Origin of the sequence: Sphingomonas morindae, assembly GCF_023822065.1 — a bacterium.
GTDB classification, from domain to species: Bacteria; Pseudomonadota; Alphaproteobacteria; order Sphingomonadales; family Sphingomonadaceae; genus Solisphingomonas; species Solisphingomonas morindae.
The window spans coordinates 2,564,316-2,585,496 of the sequence record NZ_CP084930.1 but is presented as its reverse complement, the minus strand read 5'-3'; the positions used below and the strand labels follow the sequence as shown (position 1 = coordinate 2,585,496).

The following is a 21,181-nucleotide window of genomic DNA, read 5'->3' as shown; positions in this document are numbered from 1 at the left end:
CCGGCTCAGCCGAAGCGCGCCGCCGCCTCGGCGATGGCGGCGTGGAGCGTGTCGAGATCGGCCTCGTCGATGCAATAGGGTGGCATCAGATATACGGTGTTGCCCATCGGCCGGATCAGGAGGTCGCGCTCGCGGAAGAAGGCGAGCAGCGCCGGCCCGATCGCCGCCAGATAATCCCGGCCCGCGCCGCCCAGCTCGCAGGCGATGATGGTGCCGCAGCGCCGCGCCGCGCGCACGCCCCCGAGCCCGGCGAGCCGCGCCGCCTGCCGCTCGGCGAGCAGCGCCACCCGCTCGAGCACCGGCTCATCGCGCCATATCTCGAGATTGGCGCGCGCCGCCGCGCAGGCGATCGGGTTGGCGGTGTAGCTCGACGAGTGGAAGAACATCCGCGCCTTGTCCGTGGACCAGTGCGCCTCGAACAGAGCGGGTGTCGCCATGGTCACCGCCAGGGGCAGGCTGCCACCGGTCAGCCCCTTGGACAGGCAGAGAATATCCGGCACGATCCCGGCCTGTTCGCAGGCCAGCAGCGTGCCCGTGCGGCCCCAGCCCGTCATCACTTCGTCGGCGATGAAGAGCACGCCGTGACGCGCGCAGATCGCCCGCATCTCGGCCAGCACCGCCGGCGGGTAGAAGAGCATCCCGCCCGCGCCCAGCACCAGCGGCTCGAGGATCAGCGCCGCCGGCCGCCCCGCGCAGGCGCGCTCCAGCGACGACAACGTCGCCGCGCCGTCGCCCGCCGGGAAGGGCAGCGTCTCTACGTCGAACAGCAGCGGCGTATAGGCCTGGTTGTAGACGCCGCGCGCGCCCACCGACATGCCGCCGATGGTATCGCCATGATAGCCATGCTCCAGCGTCAGGATGCGGTGGCGCGGCTCGCCCCGGTGCAGCCAGAAGCCGAGCGCCATCTTGAGCGCCACCTCCACCGCGGTCGAGCCCGAATCCGAGAAGAAGACATGGGCGAGCGGCGCGGGCATGTGCTCCACCAGCATCGCCGCCACCGCCTCGGCGGGCTCGTGCGTCCAGCCCGCGAAGATGATCTGGTCGAGCCGCTCGGCCTGGTCGCGAATGGCGGCGACGATATGGGGATGGCCATGGCCATGCGTCGTCACCCACCAGGACGAGATGGCATCGATGATGCGCCGCCCTTCGCGCGTGTACAGGGCGGCGCCCTCGGCGCGCGCGATCAGCGGGATCGGCTCCTCCAGGCCATGCTGGGTGAAGGGATGCCAGACCGCGCTCACCGGAAGGCCTCGCAATCGATGCCGGCGGCGAAGGCGGCGGCGAGGCTCGGTCCGTCGAGCGGATCAAGCCAGGGCAGCCTCCCCAGGCGGCGGACCCGGCCGATCGCGGCGATGGTCGCTTCATTGTCGGGATTGGCCTCGCCGACAAAGGCGATGCCGAGCAGCGTTATGCCCCGCGATCGCGCCGCCTCGATCGAAAGCAGGCTGTGGTTGATCGTGCCGAGCGCGGTGCGCGCGACCAGCACCAGCGGCAGCCGCCAGCGGGCGAAGAGATCGGCGAAGAGGAGATCGCGCGTCACCGGCACCAGCAGCCCGCCCGCGCCCTCGATCACGAGCGGATCCGCGCCCGCAGGCGGCGTCAGCCGCGCGGGATCGATCGTCACCCCGTCCAGCTCCGCCGCGCGATGGGGGGAGAGCGGCGCCGTCAGCCGATAGGCTTCCGGGAAGGTGGTGGTGACGCCGAGGCGGCGCACCGCATCGGTATCCGCCCCCTCCTCCAGCCCGGACTGGATCGGCTTCCAATAGCCCGCGCCGAGCGCGGCGGCGAGGCCGGCGGCGAACACCGTCTTGCCGATGCCGGTATCGGTTCCGCTGACGATCAGGCGCAAGACGGCTCTCCCATGCAGGTGGCGACGACATAGCGGGCGACCGCGCCCGCCGCCTCGAAGCGGGCGAGCGTGGCGCGGAAGGCGGCGGGCGCGAGCGGGCGATGCCCGGGACGCGGCGTGCCCGCGCCGATCGCCTTGAGCGCGCGGACAAAGGCACGGCCATCGGGATGATGCACGCGATGCTCGGTCAGGGTCACGCGCAGCCCCATGGCGGCGAGCGCGGCCGGCGCGGGATAGTCGGGCGTGCCGGGCGAAGCCTCGTGATGCGCCGCCCGCCACTCGGCGAAGCTCCCCTCGGCCAGCGTGGTGAAGACCAGCCGTCCGCCGGGCGCCAGCCGCGCCCGCAGCCGCGCCACGCCCGCGGGCAGATCGCGGAACCATTGCAGCGCCAGGCTGGAGCAGATCAGATCATAGCGGCCGTCCGGATCAGGCGCCTCGCCGTCCATCACCGCATAGGCGATATCGGGGCGGCGGCCGAACCGCGCCTGCGCGCGCGCCACCATCGCGGGCGCGATGTCCGTCATCCGCCAGCTTGCGCCCGGCAGCCGATCGATCAGCGCCGCGCCGAGCAGGCCGGTGCCGCAGCCGATCTCGAGCACGCGTGGGCGCGGCGGCAGCGCCAGCCCGGCGATCTCCGTGGCGAGCGCGCCGGCGACGCGCGCCTGCACCTCGGCCGCGGCGTCATAGCCCGCGGCGCGATCGAAGGCGGCGGCGATGCTCATGGCCGATGCCAGGCCGCCAGCCGATCGACCAGCCGATCGATATCGTCCGGCTCGTGGGTGGCGCGGAGCGCGATGCGCAGCCGGCTCGTCCCCGGCGGCACGGTGGGCGGGCGGATCGCCACCGCGAGCAGCCCGTCCGCCGCGAGCGCCTCGGCGCGGGCGAGCGCGGCGGCGGCATCGCCGATCATCGCGGGCACGATCTGCGTGCTGCTCGCGCCGGTATCGATTCCGGCGGCGGCGAGGCCCGCGCGCAGCCGCGCGCCATGCGCCGCCAGCCGCGCGCGCTCGGCTTCCATTTGCGGCACCAGATCGAGCGCCGCGTCGATCGCGCCCAGCACCGCCGGCGGCGGCGCGGTGGAGAAGAGGAAGCCGCCACAGGCGTTGACCAGATAGTCGATCACCGGGCGCGCGCCGGCCACATAGGCACCGAACGCGCCAAAGGCCTTGCTGAACGTGCCCATCACCAGATCCACCGCGCCCGGATGTGCGGCCGAAAGCCCCGCGCCGCCCGGCCCCAGCACCCCCGTGGCATGCGCCTCGTCGACGAAGAGAAAGGCGTCGTGCGCGCGGGCGAGCGCGGCGAGCGCGCCGAGATCGGCCCGATCGCCATCCATGCTGAACACGCTCTCGGTGACGATCAGGCGCGGCCCGGGCGCGTCGGCATGCGTGGCCAGCAGTTCGGCGAGATGATCGAAATCATTGTGGCGGAAGCGGATCTGGCGGTGGCCCGCGGCGCCGGCATGGAGGCTGGCATGGATCAGCCGATCGGTGAACAGCAGCGTATCGGGCGCGGCGCGCAGCAGCGCGGCGAGCACCGCCGCGTTGCACTGCCAGCCCGAGGGAAAGAGCAGCGCCGCCTCGCAGCCCTTGAACGCCGCAATCCGCGCCTCGAGCGCCAGATGCGCGGGCAAGGTGCCCGTCACCAGCCGCGACGCGCCCGCTCCCGCGCCGTGGCGGGCGGCGAATTCGGCGGCGCGCTCGGCCAGCCGCGGATGCGCGGACAGCCCAAGATAATCGTTGGAGGAAAAGTCGATCAGCGTCGCCGCGTCGCGCCGCAGCCGGGCCGGCCCCGCCGGCGCGGTGGCGATCAGGCGGCGCCGTTCCTGTCGATCGTCGATCCGCGCCAGCGCGGCGCCAAGGGCATGGGTCAGGGCAGCCATGGTGGCGAGCGCTCTAGAGGCTGATCGCGCAAAGCGGAAGCGCCGGATGGAAAGCCGGCGCGATCAAGGCTATGAGCGGCGACGATGACGATCCGCCTCGCCCTCGCCGCGCTTGCCGCACTCCTCGCCGTCGATTGCGCGTGGATGCTGAGCGCGCTCAGCCTCTGGATGCTGCCGGCCGCGCTGCTGGGCTGGTATCTTGCCGACATGATGTCGGGCGTCGTCCATATGTATATGGACTATAAGCCATCACGCGCCGGGATCGGGCTGGATCAGCTCTTCTTCTACACCGGCTCGCGGGAATCGGCCGAGTATCTGGCGCTGCGCGATCGCGTCTTCGGCCAGCTCAATCCGCTGGAGCGGCTGATCTACGATTTCAAGAACCACCATCCCCGCCCCGATGCGCTGGGACGGCGGACGATGCTGCATCAGATCGGCTCGACCATCCTCTTCACCACCCTGCCCTTCGCGCTCCTCGCCAACGCGGCCTTTCTGCTGCTGCCGCTGCCGCGCTGGCTGCTGGCGGCGATGATCGCCTTCACCATCGGGGCGAGCTTCGCGCAATATTTCCACGGCACGCTGCACCGGGCCGACGTGCCGCTGACGGTGCGGGTGATGCGGCGGCTGGGGCTGCTGATGCAGCCGGCCGATCATGTCGCCCATCACGCGACGCTGGCGCAGGATTTCTCCACGATCAACGGATGGTCCAATCCCGTGCTCAATCGCGCCTTTGTCGCGCTCCGGCGGCGCGGCTATCTGCCGGACGAGGGCCTTATCCCCCAATAAGGCCCCGTCCTGCGCGTCAGAATCGGTAGCCCAGGCTCAGCTGGACGACCGGATAATAGGGGTAATTGTCCACGCGGTCGCGCAGCCGCTGCTCCTGGCGCGCCAATTCGGTCTGCGCATAGGGGTTGCTGCCGAGTTCGCCGGTCGCCACCAGATCCTCGACGCGCGGACGGCCGTGGAACATCACGCCGCCATCGATGCCGAAGGTGAGGCCCGAAAGCGTGCTGTGGCTATAGCCGATCGTCGCCAGCGGCGATACCGAGCGGGTGCGGATGGTGCCGCTCAGCGTGCCCGCCTCCTCGGGCGAGAAGGTCATGCCGCCATAGGTCTGCGGGGTGCGCGCCATGCCGGCGAAGCGGATGCGGTTGCCGCTGGTGGAACGCAGCCCGGCGGACAGGCGGAAGCCGTTGGCGAAGGGATGAAGATCGATCGAACCACCGAAATTGCGCAGCCGGGCATGACCGTCATAGCGATAGCTGGAGACATGGCCATGGCCGTTGACCCCCAGAAAGGTCGCCGAGGCGCGCAGCGCGATCAGCGGCAGCGGACGATAGCTGATCTCCGGCCCGACGCCCAAAGTCCCGCCCGTCACGCCGACGGTGATCGGCGGCGCGAAAGGCAGGGCGCAGGCGGGCGCGGCGGCGAGGCTCAGCAAAAGCGCGGGGTACGCAAGACGCAACATAGAAACTCCCAAACCGGACAATGGCTTAGATCGCACAAGATGGTTAACGAAGCGTCAGCTTATGGGCGGTCCGCGTGGGGCTTGGGGGCGGCGGGGGCTTTTGCCGGCGGCGATCAGCGGCTAGCCCGCCCGGCATGACCAGCACGCTCCGCCTGCCCGCCACCCCGGAGGCGATCCAAAGCGCCGCCGCGCTGATTCGCGCGGGCGCGGCCGTCGCCGTGCCGACCGAGACCGTCTATGGCCTTGCCGCCGATGCCGGCAATGGCGAGGCGGTGGCGCGCATCTATGCCGCCAAGGGCAGGCCGAGCTTCAACCCGCTGATCGTGCATGTGCCCGATCTCGCCACCGCCGAGACGATCGCGATCCTCGATCCGGTCGCGCGGCGGCTGGCTGAGGCGTTTTGGCCCGGCCCGCTCACGCTGGTGCTGCCGCGCCGTCCGCAGGCGCCGATCGCCGCGCTCGCCACCGCCGGGCTGGATACGGTGGCGCTTCGCCTGCCCGCGCATCCGGTGATGCAGGCGCTGCTCGCCGCCGCGGGCCGTCCGCTCGCCGCGCCCTCCGCCAATGCCAGCGGGCGGATCAGCCCCACCAGCGCCGCGCATGTCCTCGCCACGCTCGATGGCCGCATCCCGCTGGTGCTCGACGATGGCGAAACCGGCCATGGCCTGGAATCCACCATCGCCGCGCCCATGGCGGCGCGGATCCGCCTGTTGCGGCCGGGCCCCGTCACGGCGGACGCGCTTCAGGCCGCGAGCGGCCTCGCGGTCGTGGCGGAGGCGGCCGGCGGCGCGATCGAGGCGCCCGGCCAGCTCGCCAGCCACTATGCGCCCGCCGCGCCGCTGCGGCTCGACGCGACCGCGGCGGCAGCGGACGAATGGCTGATCGGCTTCGGGGCCGTGGCCGGCGACGACAGCCTTTCGCCCCGGGGCGATCTGGTGGAGGCGGCGGCGCGGCTGTTCGCCGCCCTGCACCGCGCCGATGTCTCGGGCCGCGCGCGCATCGCCGTGGCGCCGGTGCCCGACACCGGGCTCGGCGCCGCGATCAACGATCGCCTGCGCCGCGCCGCCGCGCCGCGCTGACGCCCCCTCTCAGCCGCCGCGCCGGAAGGCGGCATAGTCCGGCATCGGGCGACGGTGCGCGCGGCGCGCGGCGCGGATCTGCGCGACCTCGCGGCTGAGCGCCGCCATACGGCTGCGATCGCCCGGATGCGTGCCGTCGCCAAACACCTCCGCCAGCCACGAGCCATGGCCGATGCGCTGCCAGAAGCGCAGCGCCGCGCCCGCATCATAGCCCGCCCAATCGGCGAGGAAGACGCCGTAATAATCGGCCTCGCGCTCGGTTTCGCGATTCGCCGCGACACGCGTCCAGCGCCAGCCCTGCTCGCGCAGATGGCGATGGCCGAGGATGTTGTGCGCCAGTTCGTGGCCGATCACGAAGGCCAGCTCGTCGTCGCTCTCCACGCTGTCGAGCAGCCCCTGGGTGACGGTGACGGTGCGGCCGTCCGCGCCGGCGTTGCGCGTGGCGGCGAGATCGAGCTGGACGGTGGAGGCGCAGGCGGGGCGGCCGGTGATGCGCCGCGTCGTCACCACGCCGGCACGGCGGATCGTCAGCGTCACCGGGCCGCGCGCAAAGGCCTGGCCCAGCCGATCCATGATCGCGGTGAAGCGGCGGCCGTCGGCGCCGCCGGCGCGCGGCGTGGCCGGCGCCAGCCGCGTGCCGCCGAGCGCGAGGATCTCGTCGCCCGGGCTCAGCCCGGCGCGATCGGCGGGGCCGCCCGCCACCACCCCCGTCACCGCCGGATAGGGCCCGACATGGTAGAGCGCCGCCATCGCCGGGCGGAGATCGGCGCGATATTGGGCCGCGTCCTGCACGATCAGCCCCGGCAGCGCGGTGCGCGCGCGGCACAGCGGCAGCCCCGCCGTCTGGAGCCGATAGGCGACGCTCGCCACGCGCAGATCCTTGGCGGCGAGCGCGGCGAGCGCGGCCGTCAACTCGCCCGGAACGCGCGCGGCGGGCGCCGCTCCGGCGAGGCCGGCCAGCGCCGCCGCCGCCGCGATGCGTCTAGCGCACCCCATGCATCAGGCGCTTGATCACCGGCGCGAGCAGCAGCAGCACCGCGCCGGCGGCGATCGCGATCAGCCCGATCGTCTGGAACACGGAGAGATAGGTATCGAGGCTGAGCTTGGGATTGGTGATCTCGCCGCCGACCGTCTCCACCGAGGCGATCTGCGCCACCGCGCCCGCCACATATTGGGCGACCGAGATGGAGAGGAACCACATGCCCATCATCATGCCGACGATCCGCGCCATGGCGAGCTTGGTGATCATCGACAGGCCCACCGGCTGGATGCACAGCTCGGCCGCCGAATGGAAGACGTAGAGCAGCGCCAGCCAGCCGATCGACACCCGGAAATCGGCGCCGACGCTGTAATGGCCGGCAAAGACCAGCACGAAGAAGCCGAGCCCCGCGCCGAACAGGGCGAAGGCGAACTTGACCGGGATCGAGGGCTCGAGCCCGCGCTTGGCCAGCCCCGCCCACAGCGCCGACACGAGCGGCGCCAGCACCACGATGGAAAGCGGGTTGAACACCTGGGTCTGGCCGGCGGACATGGAGAAGAGCCCGAACACCGAAAGATTGGTGTTGCGGTCCGCGAACAGGGTGAGCGACGAGCCCGCCTGCTCGAACAGCGTCATGAAGAAGACGTTGAACACCAGCATCAGGATGGCCGCCAGCATCATCTGCGCCTCCTGCCGCGTGCCCGATCGCCACGACCAGATCGGGATCGCGACCATCGAGACGAGGAAGGTGAAGAACAGCACCTTGCCCATGATCGGCAGCGCCAGCACATAGCCGAGCAGCCCGCTGCCCGGCGCCTGCTCCGGCGTGTTGACGAGGTTGCTGTAGAGCAGCCAGGCGAAGGGCACGCACAGCAGCGCGAGCGCGTAGATCAGCAGGCTGCGATCCCTGCCCCGCGCCGGCGGCTCGCCATAGCCCGCCAGCCGCCCGCCATCGAACTGCATCAGCGCCCAGGACGCGCTCATCCCCACGGCGGCCAGCAGGAAGCCCGCCCACCAGCCATAGAGCGTGGCGAGCAGTGGGCAGAGGAATTGGCTGAACAGCGAGCCGAGATTGATGCCCATGTAGAAGATGGTGAAGCCGGCATCGCGGCGGCGATCGCCCTGCGCATAGAGCGCGCCGACGATGGTGGAGATGTTGGGCTTGAAGAAGCCGTTGCCGATGGTGATGGCGGACAGGCCGAGCAGCATCAGCGCGGTGAACAGCGGCGAGCGCGCGCCATCGGCGGTGAAATGGCCCTTGGCGACGGTGCGGGCGACCTGCCCGTCCGCGCCGACCAGCTCGACCGCGCCATCCTCGCGTCCGCGGATCGCCAGCTTCTGGCCCTGGTCGACCAGATATTGCTGCTTCTTCCCGGCCGTTTGATCCACCTGCACCGCGTAGCGCTGGCCGTCGATCACGGCAAAGGGCGCGGCCGGCTGGCCGCCGAAGCAGAGGGTGAAATAGCCCGCCGCCATCAGCACCGCGCCGAACTTCACCGAGCGTTTGGAGCCGAGATAATTGTCCGCCAGCCAGCCGCCGATCAGCGGGGTGAGATAGACCAGCGCGGTGTATCCGCCATAGATTCCGCTCGCCGCGCGATCGGAGAAGAGGAAATGGTTGGTGAGATACAGCACCAGCAGCGCGCGCATGCCGTAATAGCCGAAACGCTCCCACGCCTCGATCGTGAACAGCCGCGCCAGCTGCCGGGGATGGCCGAACCAGGTGTCGCCGTCGCTGCGGCTGACATGGCCGCTCAGCGCCTCGGTGGTGGCATCCGCATCGGGAAGAACCATGAAGACTCCGCATTCAGGACGGGCCTGCCAAGGTGGCGGCCCGGAAAGGCCGCGACGATACAGGCACGGCGCCGCTTGCCAAGCCTTCCCGCCCTGGCCGATAGTCACGAGGCCGGGGGGCAGCCTGCGCGGGGAACGCCAAGATGTTGAGCCGTCGTACCTTTTTGCTCGCCTCCGCCGCCGGGGGCGCGGCCGTCGCCACGGCGGGCCTGCACGCCGCACCGGCGCCCGCCGCCGGACGCGATCCCGAATTCGCGCAGCTTCTCGATCAATTCTTCCGCGAGGGCCTGCGCCAGCGGCCCGAGGGCGCCACCCAGCTCGGCCTCGATACCGGCGCCGATGCCGATCTGCGCGCCCGGCTGAGCGACGTGTCCGATGCCGGCCGCGCCGCCGCGCGCGCGCTCAACCGCGCCCAGCTGGCGCGGCTGGCCGCGATCGATCCCGCCCGGCTCGGCGCCGCCGACCGGCTCGACTATGACGTGGTGCTCTACACCCGTCGCGCCACCGAGGCGGTGCAGGCCTTTGATTTCGGCGGCGCGGGCTATGGCCCTTCGCCCTATGTGGTGAGCCAGATCACCGGCGCCTATCAATCGGTGCCGGATTTCCTCGATACCAAGCATCCGATCGCCACCGCCGCCGATGCCGAGGCCTATCTGAGCCGGCTCGCCGGCTTCGCGGCGCAGCTCGACGCCGAGACCGGACGGATGCGGCACGATGCCGGCGCGGGCGTCGCGCCGCCGGACTTTCTGCTGGACCTCACGCTCAAGCAGCTGACCGCGCTGCGCGTGCCCGCCAGCCAGGCGCTGCTGGTCCAGTCGATCGCGCGCCGCGCCGCCGCCAAGGGCCTGTCGCCGCGCTATGCCGATCAGGCCGCGCGGCTGTATACGGCGACCATCCTCCCCGCGCTCGACCGCCAGATCGCCGAGGCGCGCGCGCTCCGCGCCGGGGCGACGCACGAGGCCGGGGTGTGGCGCCTGCCGCAGGGCGCCGAATTCTACGCGGTGGCGCTTCGCACCACCACCACGTCCAGCCGCTCGGCCGAGGAGGTGCATCGCTTCGGCCTGGATCAGGCGCAGGCGATCCGCGCGCGGCTGGATCAGCTGTTGCGCGCCCAGGGCTTCAGCAAGGGCACGATCGGCGCGCGGATGGCGGCGCTCTACAAGGACCCGAGCCAGCTCTACCCCAACACCGATGCCGGCAAGGCCGCCGCGATCGCCTATTGCAACGATCGGCTGGCGGCGATCCGCACGCGCCTGCCCAGCGTCTTTTCGCGCGTGCCGGACTATGGCTTCGAGGTGCGGCGCGTGCCGCCGCAGACCGAGCTGGGCGCCGCCTCCGCCTTCTCCCAGCCGCCCGCGCTGGACGGATCGCGCCCCGGCCTCGTCTATTTCAACCTCCACGACACCGCCGAATGGCCGAAATTCTGCCTCGCCACCACCGTCTTCCATGAAGGGCTGCCGGGGCATCAGTTCGAAGGCGGGCTCGCTCTGTCCAACCGCGATCTGCCGCTGATCCGCAAGACGGGCGGCTTTTCCGGCTATGGCGAGGGCTGGGCCTTGTACGCCGAACAGCTCGCCGACGAGATGGGCCTCTACGATGCGGACCCGCTCGGCCGGCTCGGCTATCTCAAATTCCAGCTCTTCCGCGCCAATCGCTGCGTCGTGGATACGGGCATCCACCGCTATCGCTGGGGCCGCGAGCAGGCGATCGCCTATTTCGTCGAGCAGGAGGGCGAGGCGCCCGGCTTCGCGGCGCGCGAGGTGGAGCGCTATTGCGCGACGCCGGGCCAGGCCTGTGCGTATAAGCTCGGCCATTCGGTGTTTACCGGCTTGCGAAGCCAGGCCCAGGCGCAGCTGGGGCCACGCTTCGATATCAAGGCGTTCCACGATGCCGTGCTGGCGCCGGGCCGAGTGCCGCTGGACATTCTCCAGCAGACCGGCGAGCGCTGGCTGGCCGCCCAGGCCCGCGCCTGACGCGGGCCGGGGCGGCCCGGCTCAGCCGCGCAGCACGGTGGGCACGAACATATAGCCCTCGTTGCGAACGGTGCGGATCAGCGCGCCGCCCCCGTCATGTCCGGCGAGGCGGCGCCGCAGCCGGCTGACCTGCACATCGATCGCGCGGTCGTAGATCTCCGTCTCCTGGCCGGCGGAATAGTCGAGCAGCTGGTCGCGGCTGAGCACGCGGCGGGGATGCTCGACAAAGGCCTTCATCAACCGGAACTCGGCATCGGACAGCTGGACGATCGCGCCGGCCCGGTTGGTGAGCGTGCGGCCGATTAGATCGATCGCCCAGCCCGCGAAGCGCGCCACGCCCTCGCGCGGGGCCTGGGGCTCGGCGGGCTCGGCGCGGGTCTCGCGCCGGCGCAGCACGGTGCGGATGCGGGCGAGCAGCTCGCGGGGGTTGCACGGCTTGGCCAGATAATCCTCGGCGCCCATTTCGAGCCCGACGATCCGGTCGATATCGGTGCCTACCGCCGAGAGGATGATGACGGGCGGCGCGTCGGCCTCGCGCTGGAGGCCGCGCAACGCGCTCAGCCCGTCCTCGCGCGGCATCATCACGTCCAGCACGATCAGATCATAGCGTCCGGCGGCCAGCCGGTCGCGCATCTCGATCGGGTCGGCGGCGGTATCGGTGCGATAGCCATGCTTCTCGAGAAAGGAGGAGATCAGCGTCCGGATGCCGGCATCGTCATCGACGATGAGGATGTGGGTGGCGAGGTCCATGGCGGCAGAAATGGCGGTCATTGCGGCGGCTTGCCAGCCCAAGCTTGCGCAAAGATCGCGTTTGGCGACGTTTTTCTGCTACAGCCCGTCATGCGCCGACATATGGCCGGCGGGCGCGCGGGCGATAGCGCCGGCTCGCGCGGCCGTGATCGCGGGCGGATCGGCGCAGGGGTGGAGCGGGCTTGCGGACAATGCGGGGCTGGCGCGAGCCGCCAATCGTCTTCCAGATCCTGGCACTGCTGCTCGGCGGGCTGATCGTGGCGCAGCTGGTCACGCTGCTGCTCACGCTGGTGCTGCCGCCGGCGCCGCCGGCCGAGCATCGCTTCCAGGATATCGTCGCGGCGCTCGCCGGCCGCGACGCGCGCCATGCGCGGCTGCGGCGGCGGCTCGAGGCGGCGCCGCCCAAGATCGGCGGCCCGGGCTGGTTCGTCTCCGATCCCGCGCGGCGCCAGCTCGCCGCCGCGCTGGGGCTGCGGCCGGACGAGGTGCGCCTCGCCTTCTATGCGCCGCTGCCGCTCAACGGCATCACGCCCCTGCCCGAGCCCATGCCCGAGATGCGGCCGATCCGCTGGATGACCGCGCCCGAACCGCTGCCCGCGCCCGATACGCCGCTGCAGCGGATCGCGCTGCTGGCCGATGCCGGGCCGGGCGGCGGCCGGCGCGGGCCGGGGCCGGGCTTTGGCGGCTGGGGCTGGCCGGGCGGCGACGGCTGGCGCCGGGGCGGATTCGGGCCGCTCGATCCGGGCCTGCCCGCGCGCGCCGCCGACCCGGCGCGGAGCGAACGCCCCGCGCCCGCCGCCGCGCCCTCGCCCGCCGATCTGGATCGCCAGCCGGTCAACCCCGATGGCGGCCAGGCCAACGCCGCCGCGCCCGCACCCCCCGCCGCGCCTGCCCCTGCCCCGGCAGCGGCGAACCGGAGCGATCCCGCGCCCGCGCCCGCCGCGACGGCCAATGCCGCGCCGCCGCCGCACCGCACGCCGTCGCCGGCGCCGCTCGACGCCACGCCGCTGCCGATGCCCTTTGTCGCGTCGCCCGCGCCGGCCGGCCCCTCGCCCGCGGCGCCGCCCGCGCCCGCGCTGTTCGGCCTCGCGCCGGCGCCCTTTGTCGGGGGCGATTTCATCGCGGCGGCGCGGCTCCGCGATGGCCGCTGGGCGGTGGTGCAGCCCGAGCCCCAGGGCTTTCCCAATGCCTGGCAGCGGCGCGTGATCCTGTGGTTCCTGATCGCCTTCGCGCTGGTGGCGCCGCTGGGCTGGCTGTTCGCGCGGCGGATCGTGCGGCCGCTCGCGCGCTTCACCAGCGCCGCCGAGCAGCTGGGCCGCGACCCTTCGGCGGCGACCACCTTGACGCTGGACGGCCCCGCCGAGCTGGGCCGCGCCGCCCGCGCCTTCACGCTGATGCACACGCGCCTGCGCAGCTTCGTCGACGATCGGACCGCGATGGTCGGCGCGATCAGCCACGATCTGCGCACCCCGCTCACCCGGCTGCGCTTCCGCATCGAGGATATCGAGGACGAGGCCGCGCGCGAGGGCATGAGCCAGGAGATTGCGGAAATGGAGGCGATGATCGCCTCGGTGCTCGCCTTTGTGCGCGATGCCTCCACCCCCAATCTGCGCGAGCGGCTGGATCTGGCGGTGTTGGTGGAGGATGTCGCGCAGGACGCGGCGCTGATCGGGGGCGATGTGCGGATCGAGGAGGCGAGCGCCGCGCCGGTCGAGGTGGATGTGCTCGGCATGCGCCGGCTGCTCGCCAATCTCGTCGAGAATGCGGTCAAATACGGGCAGCGCGCGCGCATCCGCCTGCATGTCGAGGAAGGCAGCGCGGTGGCCGAGATCGGCGACGACGGCCCCGGCCTGCCCGACGAGGAGATGGAGCGCGTGTTCGAGCCCTTCTACCGCGCCGCCAATGCCGACGAATCGGGCAAGACGGGCAGCGGGCTCGGCCTGGCCGTGTGCCGCTCGATCGCGCGCGCGCATGGCGGCGATGTCCGGCTGGTACGCTCGGCGCGCGGTTTCGCCGCCCAGCTCCGGCTGCCGCTCGCCTTCGCGCCACGTCCGGGCTGAGGCCGCGGACCACCCCCAAATGGGACAGTCCGTGCCCGTCCCGGGCGAAAATTATTTCGCTCTTGCAGCATTATCGCTACAAAGCCGCCGAGGTCTGCTGAGGGACGTGACATGCGAATCGCTATGATCGGTACGGGCTATGTGGGGCTGGTCTCGGGGGCGTGCTTCTCCGATTTCGGCCACGAGGTGGTCTGCGTCGACAAGGATGCCGGCAAGATCGAGCGTCTGCACCAGAACATCATGCCCATCTACGAGCCGGGGCTGGACCAGCTCGTCGCCAGCAACGTCAAGGCCGGCCGCCTGTCCTTCACCACCGACGTGGCCGAGGCGGTGAAGGGCGCGGATGCGGTGTTCATCGCGGTCGGCACGCCCTCGCGCCGGGGCGACGGCCATGCCGATCTCTCCTATGTCTTCGCCGCCGCCGAGGAAGTGGCGCGGCATCTCGATCGTGACGCGGTGCTCGTCACCAAGTCGACCGTGCCGGTCGGCACCGGCGACAAGGTGGAGCGGATCGTGCGCGATACCGCCCCGAACCTGACGATCCGCGTCGCCTCCAACCCCGAATTCCTGCGCGAAGGCGCGGCGATCGAGGATTTCAAGCGCCCGGACCGCGTGGTCTGCGGCGTCGAGGACGAGGGCGCGCGCGAGGTGCTGGCCCAGGTCTATCGCCCGCTCTCGCTCAACCAGTCGGCGCCCGTGGTGTTCACCAGCCGCCGCACCGCCGAGATCATCAAATACGCCGCCAACGCCTTCCTCGCGACCAAGATCACCTTCATCAACGAGATCGCCGATCTCTGCGAGGCGGCGGGCGCGGATGTGCAGGAGGTGGCGCGCGGCATCGGGCTCGATAACCGCATCGGCCGCAAGTTCCTCCATGCCGGCCCCGGCTATGGCGGCTCCTGCTTCCCCAAGGACACGCTCGCGCTGCTTCAGAGCGCCGAGCAGTGCGACGTGCCGCTGCGCATCGTCGAGGCGGTGGTGTCGGTGAATGACGGCCGCAAGCGCGCCATGGGCCGCAAGATCATCAAGGCCATGGGTGGCGAGGCCGCCGGCAAGACGGTGGCGCTGCTCGGCCTCACCTTCAAGCCCAACACCGACGATATGCGCGACTCGCCCGCGATCGCGATCGTCCAGGCGCTTCAGGACGAGGGCGCCACGGTCCGCGCCTGCGATCCCGAGGGCGTGGAGCAGGCGAGCAAGATGCTCACCGGCGTCGAGTTCTGCGAGGGTGCCTATGAGACGGCGAAGGATGCCGACGCGGTCGTCATCGTCACCGAGTGGGACGCCTATCGCGCGCTCGATCTGAAGCGCATCGCCAGCCTCGCGCGCAATCCGCTGCTGGTCGATTTGCGCAACGTCTATTCGCACGAGGAAGCCGCCAAGGCGGGCCTCGCCTATGTCGGCATCGGCAAGGCGAGCCGGCCCGTCGGCCTGCCGCAGACGGCGCGCGCCGCCTCCTAAGCGGCGGCCGCCGCCCGGTGCGGGCGGATACGAAAAGGGGCGCGCGACCTTTAGGTCGCGCGCCCCTTTTGCTGTGGGTCAGGCGGCGCCGGGCCGGCGTCAGCCGATCGTCATCAGGCTGGCATTGCCGCCGGCGGCAGTGGTGTTGATCGAGGTGACGACCTCCTCCAGCAGCCAGTCGAGCTGATAGTCCGGTCCGGACTGCACCAGCGGGATCGGCCCCGGCAGGGCGGCGATGGCGGCGAGCAGCGGCTGCACCGCATCGGCCGGCCCCTCCACCAGCGCCGCGTCATAGGGCCCCGCCGCGCGCCAGTCCGCCACGAACTGCACCGCTTCGGCCAGGCTGGCGGGCAGATCGGCGAAGGCGGCGCGCTGCGCCTCGGGCACGATCGCGACATTGCCCGTGGCGAGGATGGCGGCGATCTGCCGCGCGAGACCGGCGGCCGTTCCGCCCAGCGCCGCCACGCGCCCGCGCGGGTGCAGCGCATAGAGGTTGCGCTCGCCCACCGGCCCCGGCAGCTCGATCTCGTGACCCAGCGCCGAGCCCTCGGCCAGCCGCCGCGCCTCCGCCCCGGTGACGCCGAGCGCGGCGCGATCCAGCCATTGTGCGAAGGCGGTCAGCGCCGCCGCGTCGCCACCCGGCCGGTGCTGCGGCGGCACGAACGGCGCGCGCACCAGCCGCCCGAGATAGAGCGGGCCGCCGGCCTTCGGGCCGGTGCCGGAAAGGCCGCGTCCGCCAAAGGGCTGCACCCCCACCACCGCGCCGATCATGTTGCGGTTGATGTAGAGATTGCCCGCCCGCACGCGGCGGCTGACATGCGCCACCGTCGCATCCAGCCGCGTGTGCAGGCCGAAGGTGAGACCATAGCCGGTGGCGTTGATCGCATCGATCAGCGCGTCCAGCCCGTCGCGGCGATAGCGCAGCACGTGCAGCACCGGGCCGAACACCTCGCGCTCGAGCATGGCGACGCTGCCGATCTCGATGATGGTGGGCGCCACGAAGGTGCCGAAGCCGGTCGCCGGGCTCAGCGGCAGCCTGGTGACCGAGGCGCCGCGCTGGCGCATCGCTTCGACATGCGCCTCGATCCCGCCCCGCGCCTCGGCGGTGATCACCGGGCCGATATCGGCGGCGAGGCGATCGGTGGGCACCACCCGCATCTCGGCGAGCGCGCCGCGCAGCATGGCGAGAATGCGATCGGCGACATCCTCCTGCAGGCAGAGCAGGCGCAGCGCCGAGCAGCGCTGGCCGGCGCTGTCGAAGGCCGAGGCCAGCACATCGGCCACCACCTGTTCGGCCAGCGCCGAGGAATCGACGATCATGGCGTTCTGCCCGCCTGTCTCCGCGATCAGCGGGAGCGGCCGGCCATCCTCGTCCAGGCGCGCGGCCAGTTGCGCCTGGATGAGGCGCGCCACCTCGGTCGAGCCGGTGAACATCACCCCGGCGGTGGCGGGCGCGGCGACGAGCGCGGCGCCCACCGCGCCATCGCCCGGCACCAGCTGCAACGCGGCCTCGGGCACCCCCGCCGCGTGCAGCAGGCGCACCCCGGCGGCGGCGGTGAGCGGCGTCTCCTCCGCCGGCTTGGCGAGCACCGCATTGCCGGCCACCAGCGCCGCCGCGACCTGGCCGGTGAAGATGGCCAGCGGGAAATTCCATGGGCTGATGCAGGTGACCACACCCAGCGGCCGATGGCCGGGGCCCAGCGTGCGGCGCGCCTGGAGCGCGTAATAGCGCAGGAAATCGATCGCCTCGCGCACCTCGGCGATCGCGTTCGGGATGGATTTGCCCGCTTCGCGCGCGATCAGCCCGAGCAGCTCCGGCATGGCCGCCTGCATCGCGTCGGCGGCGCGGTCCAGACAGGCGGCGCGCTCCGCCGGCGGCGTCGCGGCCCAGGATGCCGCGGCCTCGGCGGCGGCGCGCGCCGCCTTGTCCGCGTCCGCCGCATCCGCTTCCCATACGCGGCCGACCTCGTCGCGATGATCGCCGGGGTTGCGCACCGGCCGCGCCACGCCGCCGCCGATCGTCGGCCGGGCGATCCAATCCTGCGGGGCATGGAGCCGGGTGCCGAGCGCGGCCAGCACCGTCTCGTCGCTGAGATCGAGGCCCGCCGAGTTGCGGCGATCCGGATAGAGATCGCGCGGCAGCGCGATCGCCTCGTGCGGCGCCCCCGGCACCGGCATGGCGGCGACCGTCTCGGCGGGATCGGCGAGGAGCGCGTCCACCGCGATCGTCGGATCGGCGATGCGGTTGACGAAGGAGGAATTGGCGCCGTTTTCGAGCAGGCGGCGCACCAGATAGGCGAGCAGCGTCTCGTGCGTGCCGACCGGCGCATAGATGCGGCAGGGCCGGTCCAGCCTGTCCTTCCCCACCACCTCGTCGTAGAGCGGCTCGCCCATGCCGTGCAGGCACTGGAACTCGTAATCGCCGAGCGTGAAATCGGGGCCGGCGAGATGGTAGATGCTCGCCAGCGTCTGGGCATTGTGCGTGGCGAATTGCGGGAAGACCGCATCGCGCGCCGCCAGCAATTTGCGGGCACAGGCGAGATAGGCGACATCGGTATGGATCTTGCGGGTATAGACGGGGAAATCCGCCAGCCCATCGACCTGCGCGCGCTTGATCTCGGCATCCCAATAGGCGCCCTTGACCAGCCGCACCATGATCCGCCGCCCCGATCGGCGCGCGAGATCGATGATGAAGTCGATCACGAAGGGGCAGCGCTTGCCATAGCCCTGCACCACGAAGCCGAGCCCGTTCCAGCCCTGGAGCGCGGGATCGAGGCTGAGCGTCTCCAGCAGGTCCAGCGACAGCTCGAGCCGGTCCGCCTCTTCGGCATCGATGTTGAGCCCGATATCGTAGCGCCGCGCCAGCGCGCACAGCGCGGCCACGCGCGGCAGCAGCTCCTCCATCACGCGCTCCGCCTGGGCGCGGGCATAGCGCGGATGGAGCGCGGACAATTTGATCGATATGCCCGGCCCGGCATAGACGCCCCGCCCGGCAGCGGCGGCGCCGATGGCGTGGATCGCGGCCTCGTAATCGGCATAATAGCGATCGGCATCGGCGGCGGTGGTCGCCGCCTCGCCGAGCATGTCGTAGCTATAGGCGAAGCCGCGCGCCTCGAGCGGCCGCGCGCGGCGCAGCGCCTCGCCGATCGTCTCGCCGGTGACGAACTGTTCGCCCATCATCCGCATCGCCATGTCGACGCCGCGTCGGATCACCGGCTCGCCGCACCGCGCGATCAGCCGGGTGAGCGCCGCCGCCAGGCCGCGATCATTGACCGAGGCGGTCAGCCGGCCCGTGACCACCAGCCCCCAGGTGGCGGCGTTGACGAAGAGCGATCGCCCCTCCCCCAGATGCGCGCGCCAGTCGCCCGTGGCGACCTTGTCGCGGATCAGTGCATCGCGCGTGGCGGCATCGGGGATGCGGAGCAGCGCCTCGGCGAGGCACATCAGCGCCACGCCTTCCTGGCTGGACAGCGCATATTCGCGCACCAGCCCCTCGACGCCCGATCCGCCGCCCTTGGCGCGCAGCGCCTCCACCAGCCGCCGCCCGGTGGCGGCGATCGCGGCGCGCGCCTCGGGCGTCACCCGCGCGGCGGGCAGCAGCGCGGCGATACAGTCCGGCTCGGGACGGCGATAGGCGGCGGTGATCGCCGCACGCAGCGGCGTGGCGGGGCGGATCGGCGGGGCGAAGGCGGCGAAAGGCTGGGACATGGCGGCACGGCTCCGGACAAGGCCCGGATCATAGCCGATCGGCGCCGGGCGATCCGACCTGATCTTTCCCGGATCCTAGGCGGATTGCCTTTCGGACGACCGATCTCTAGCCAGACCATATGGACGCCAATCAAAGCACCACCCGGATCGACATGTTCGACCGCGCCATCATCACCGCCCTGCAGGAAGATGGACGGATGACCGTCACCGAACTCGCCCGGCGCGTCGGCCTCTCCAAGACGCCCTGCCAGATCCGGCTCAAGCGGCTGCTCGAGCAGGGCGTGATCCTGGGCTTCCGCGCCGTGGTGGATGCCGCGCGCCTGGGCCTCGAACAGGTCGCCTTCGCCGAGGTGAAGCTGTCCGACACACGCGAGAAGGCGCTGGAGGAATTCAACCGGGCGGTGCGCCGCATCCCCGAGGTGGAGGAATGCCACATGATCGCGGGCAGCTTCGATTATCTCATCAAGATCCGCACCACCGATATCCGCCGCTACCGGCTGGTGCTGGGCGAGAAGATATCGAGCCTCCCTTATGTCGCCAGCACCTCCACCTATGTGGCGATGCAGACGGTGCGCGAGGCGGGCGAGGTTTGACCTCCGCTCAGCCCGCCTCGAGATCGCGCAGATCCAGTCCTCGCGTCTCGCGGCCGAACAGGGCGACGAGGAGCAGCGCCAGCGCCGCCGGCACCAGGATGATCGCCGCCACCGTGGCGAGCGGCGGCACCAGGCCGGAAATGCCCAGCGCCTGCGCCAGCAGCCCGCCGCCCTTGGTGCAGGCGGCGATCCAGCCGGTGGCGCGGCCGCGCACGCCGAGCGGCACGCTCTCCGCCGCATAGGGAAGAAGGATGGCGATGATCGCGTTCGATCCCACGATCAGCAGCGCCACCGGCCAGACCGGGCTTCCGGTGCCCGATGTCTCGAGCCGGAGCACCAGCACCAGCCCCGCGATCGTCACCGCGATCGCCGCCACCAGCGCGCCCTTGCTGCTCCAGCGGCTGTAGAGCAGCGCCGCCACGAACACGGTCGGCCCGGCGATCAGCGCCGATTCCGCAAGCAGGCGGCTCGACAGCCCCAGCGAATAGCCGCGCGCGACGAGATCGGCGGGCAGCCAGAGCAGCAGGCCGAAATTCACCAGCCCCCAGGCCAGCGCGCAGATGCTGAGCGCGGCGATCTTGGCGATCAGCCGCGTGCCGGTGAGCGCGGCATAGCCCGCGGCGGCGCGGGCGCGCTGCGCCGGCGTGGCGCGCCGCGCCCGCGCGCCGAACCGCCGCATCACCGCCTCCGCCTCCTCGGTGCGGCCGCGCGCGAGCAGGAATTTGGCCGATTCCGGAATTAGGCCGCCCAGCAGCACCAGGGTAAGGCCGGTCGGCAGGTTGAGCAGCCACAGGATGCGCCAGCCGAACAGCGGCTGGAGCAGCGCCGAGGCGCCGCTCGCCGCGAAATAGCCGCCCACCGCGCCCAGCCCGCCGACCAGCACCAGCGCCCAGCCGCGATGTCGGCTCGGCATCATCTCGGCGAGCAGCGCATAGGTGACGGGCAACATGCCGCCCGCCGCCAGCCCCATCATGAAGCACATGCCGATGTTCCAGGCCAGGCTGGGCATGGCGCCGCAGATCGAGGTGCCGACGAACAGCACCGCCGAGAGCAGGATCGAGGCCTTGCGGCCATAGAGATCGGCGATCCAGCCCCAGAGGATGGAGCCCGCGACGGTGCCGAGCAGCGCGAAGAAGGGGACGAGGCTGACGGTGGCCTTGGGCACGCCATATTCGCTGACCATGCCCGGCACGGTGAAGCCGAGCGCGGCGGGCTTCATCACGTCGATCACCAGCGCGATCACGAGCACGATCATCAGCCGCCAATGCGCCCAGCCCAGCGCGGCGTCCTCGGGCGCGACGACGGTGATGCCCGCCGCCGCGGCGCGCTGGCGGCCGAGATCGCGCGGCAGCAGCCCATAGCCCGCCACCAGCACCCCGCCGACGATCAGCGCCATGCCGAGGATCATGCCGCCGCCCATCGGCATGCCGGCGAGCCGATACTGCATGTGGCGCGCCATCACGAACATCGGCAGATGCGCGATCACGCCGGCGGTCACCGCCGCGCAGCCGAGCGCGAAGGCCCAGAGCGCGCGGCGCTCGCTCAGCGTGCCCGTGCGGGAGGAGAAGAGCGTCGCCATGCCCGC

General features: G+C 71.7%; 16 protein-coding genes. 6 read left to right on the top strand and 10 right to left on the bottom strand.

What is annotated here, in order from left to right:
- Positions 1-5: 5 nt before the first annotated feature.
- From LHA26_RS12645 to LHA26_RS12630, 4 genes are read right to left on the bottom strand one after another with little or no spacing between them, the layout of a single operon-like run.
- Complete coding sequence (locus LHA26_RS12645; RefSeq protein ID WP_252165958.1) at positions 6-1,241, bottom strand: adenosylmethionine--8-amino-7-oxononanoate transaminase; 1,236 nt, start codon at positions 1,239-1,241, stop codon at positions 6-8.
- A complete protein-coding gene (bioD, locus tag LHA26_RS12640; protein WP_252165957.1) occupies positions 1,238-1,849 on the bottom strand; it encodes a dethiobiotin synthase in 612 nt (203 codons plus the stop codon). The genes LHA26_RS12645 and bioD overlap by 4 nt, the downstream gene beginning before the upstream one ends.
- Positions 1,840-2,571: a methyltransferase gene (locus LHA26_RS12635; protein WP_252165956.1), complete on the bottom strand. Its 732-nt coding sequence runs from the start codon at positions 2,569-2,571 to the stop codon at positions 1,840-1,842. The genes bioD and LHA26_RS12635 overlap by 10 nt, the downstream gene beginning before the upstream one ends.
- Positions 2,568-3,731: an aminotransferase class I/II-fold pyridoxal phosphate-dependent enzyme gene (locus tag LHA26_RS12630; RefSeq protein ID WP_252165955.1), complete on the bottom strand. Its 1,164-nt coding sequence runs from the start codon at positions 3,729-3,731 to the stop codon at positions 2,568-2,570. Before LHA26_RS12630 ends, LHA26_RS12635 begins: the two co-directional genes overlap by 4 nt.
- 84 nt (positions 3,732-3,815) lie before the next feature.
- On the opposite strand from LHA26_RS12630, the gene LHA26_RS12625 reads away from it, so the two are divergent.
- Entirely contained in the window at positions 3,816-4,517 is a 702-nt protein-coding gene (locus tag LHA26_RS12625) for a fatty acid desaturase CarF family protein (protein WP_252165954.1), read from the top strand.
- A gap of 16 nt (positions 4,518-4,533) precedes the next feature.
- On the opposite strand, the gene LHA26_RS12620 is transcribed toward LHA26_RS12625, so the two are convergent.
- Positions 4,534-5,199 carry a hypothetical protein gene (locus LHA26_RS12620; RefSeq protein WP_252165953.1) on the bottom strand — a complete coding sequence of 222 codons (666 nt, stop codon included), beginning with the start codon at positions 5,197-5,199 and terminating at the stop codon, positions 4,534-4,536.
- Positions 5,200-5,333: 134 nt separating this feature from the next.
- Here LHA26_RS12620 and LHA26_RS12615 point away from each other — a divergent pair, with 134 nt between their 5' ends.
- Entirely contained in the window at positions 5,334-6,278 is a 945-nt protein-coding gene (locus LHA26_RS12615) for an L-threonylcarbamoyladenylate synthase (protein WP_252165952.1), read from the top strand.
- Between the two features lie 9 nt (positions 6,279-6,287).
- On the opposite strand, the gene LHA26_RS12610 is transcribed toward LHA26_RS12615, so the two are convergent.
- Positions 6,288-7,274 (bottom strand): M48 family metalloprotease, encoded by a 987-nt coding sequence (locus tag LHA26_RS12610; protein ID WP_252165951.1) that lies wholly within the window; start codon positions 7,272-7,274, stop codon positions 6,288-6,290.
- Positions 7,261-9,051: a peptide MFS transporter gene (locus tag LHA26_RS12605; RefSeq protein WP_252165950.1), complete on the bottom strand. Its 1,791-nt coding sequence runs from the start codon at positions 9,049-9,051 to the stop codon at positions 7,261-7,263. Before LHA26_RS12605 ends, LHA26_RS12610 begins: the two co-directional genes overlap by 14 nt.
- Before the next feature lie 143 nt (positions 9,052-9,194).
- Between LHA26_RS12605 and LHA26_RS12600 the strand changes: the two genes are divergently transcribed.
- Positions 9,195-11,024 carry a DUF885 domain-containing protein gene (locus LHA26_RS12600; protein WP_252165949.1) on the top strand — a complete coding sequence of 610 codons (1,830 nt, stop codon included), beginning with the start codon at positions 9,195-9,197 and terminating at the stop codon, positions 11,022-11,024.
- Positions 11,025-11,045: 21 nt separating this feature from the next.
- Here LHA26_RS12600 and LHA26_RS12595 read toward each other — a convergent pair whose 3' ends face one another.
- The gene (locus tag LHA26_RS12595) at positions 11,046-11,795 is read right to left on the bottom strand and encodes a response regulator (RefSeq protein WP_302897995.1); all 750 of its coding nucleotides are present in this window, start codon (positions 11,793-11,795) and stop codon (positions 11,046-11,048) included.
- Between the two features lie 170 nt (positions 11,796-11,965).
- Between LHA26_RS12595 and LHA26_RS12590 the strand changes: the two genes are divergently transcribed.
- Entirely contained in the window at positions 11,966-13,834 is a 1,869-nt protein-coding gene (locus tag LHA26_RS12590) for an ATP-binding protein (RefSeq protein WP_252168383.1), read from the top strand.
- Between the two features lie 111 nt (positions 13,835-13,945).
- Positions 13,946-15,295, top strand: a complete 1,350-nt coding sequence (locus LHA26_RS12585; protein WP_252165948.1) for a UDP-glucose dehydrogenase family protein — start codon at positions 13,946-13,948, stop codon at positions 15,293-15,295.
- 99 nt (positions 15,296-15,394) lie between these two features.
- Here LHA26_RS12585 and putA read toward each other — a convergent pair whose 3' ends face one another.
- Positions 15,395-19,003, bottom strand: coding sequence for a trifunctional transcriptional regulator/proline dehydrogenase/L-glutamate gamma-semialdehyde dehydrogenase (gene putA, locus LHA26_RS12580; RefSeq protein WP_252165947.1), 3,609 nt, complete (start codon positions 19,001-19,003; stop codon positions 15,395-15,397).
- A gap of 119 nt (positions 19,004-19,122) precedes the next feature.
- On the opposite strand from putA, the gene LHA26_RS12575 reads away from it, so the two are divergent.
- Positions 19,123-19,596, top strand: a complete 474-nt coding sequence (locus tag LHA26_RS12575; RefSeq protein WP_252165946.1) for an Lrp/AsnC family transcriptional regulator — start codon at positions 19,123-19,125, stop codon at positions 19,594-19,596.
- A gap of 7 nt (positions 19,597-19,603) precedes the next feature.
- On the opposite strand, the gene LHA26_RS12570 is transcribed toward LHA26_RS12575, so the two are convergent.
- The gene (locus LHA26_RS12570) at positions 19,604-21,175 is read right to left on the bottom strand and encodes an MFS transporter (RefSeq protein ID WP_252165945.1); all 1,572 of its coding nucleotides are present in this window, start codon (positions 21,173-21,175) and stop codon (positions 19,604-19,606) included.
- Positions 21,176-21,181 lie beyond the last annotated feature (6 nt).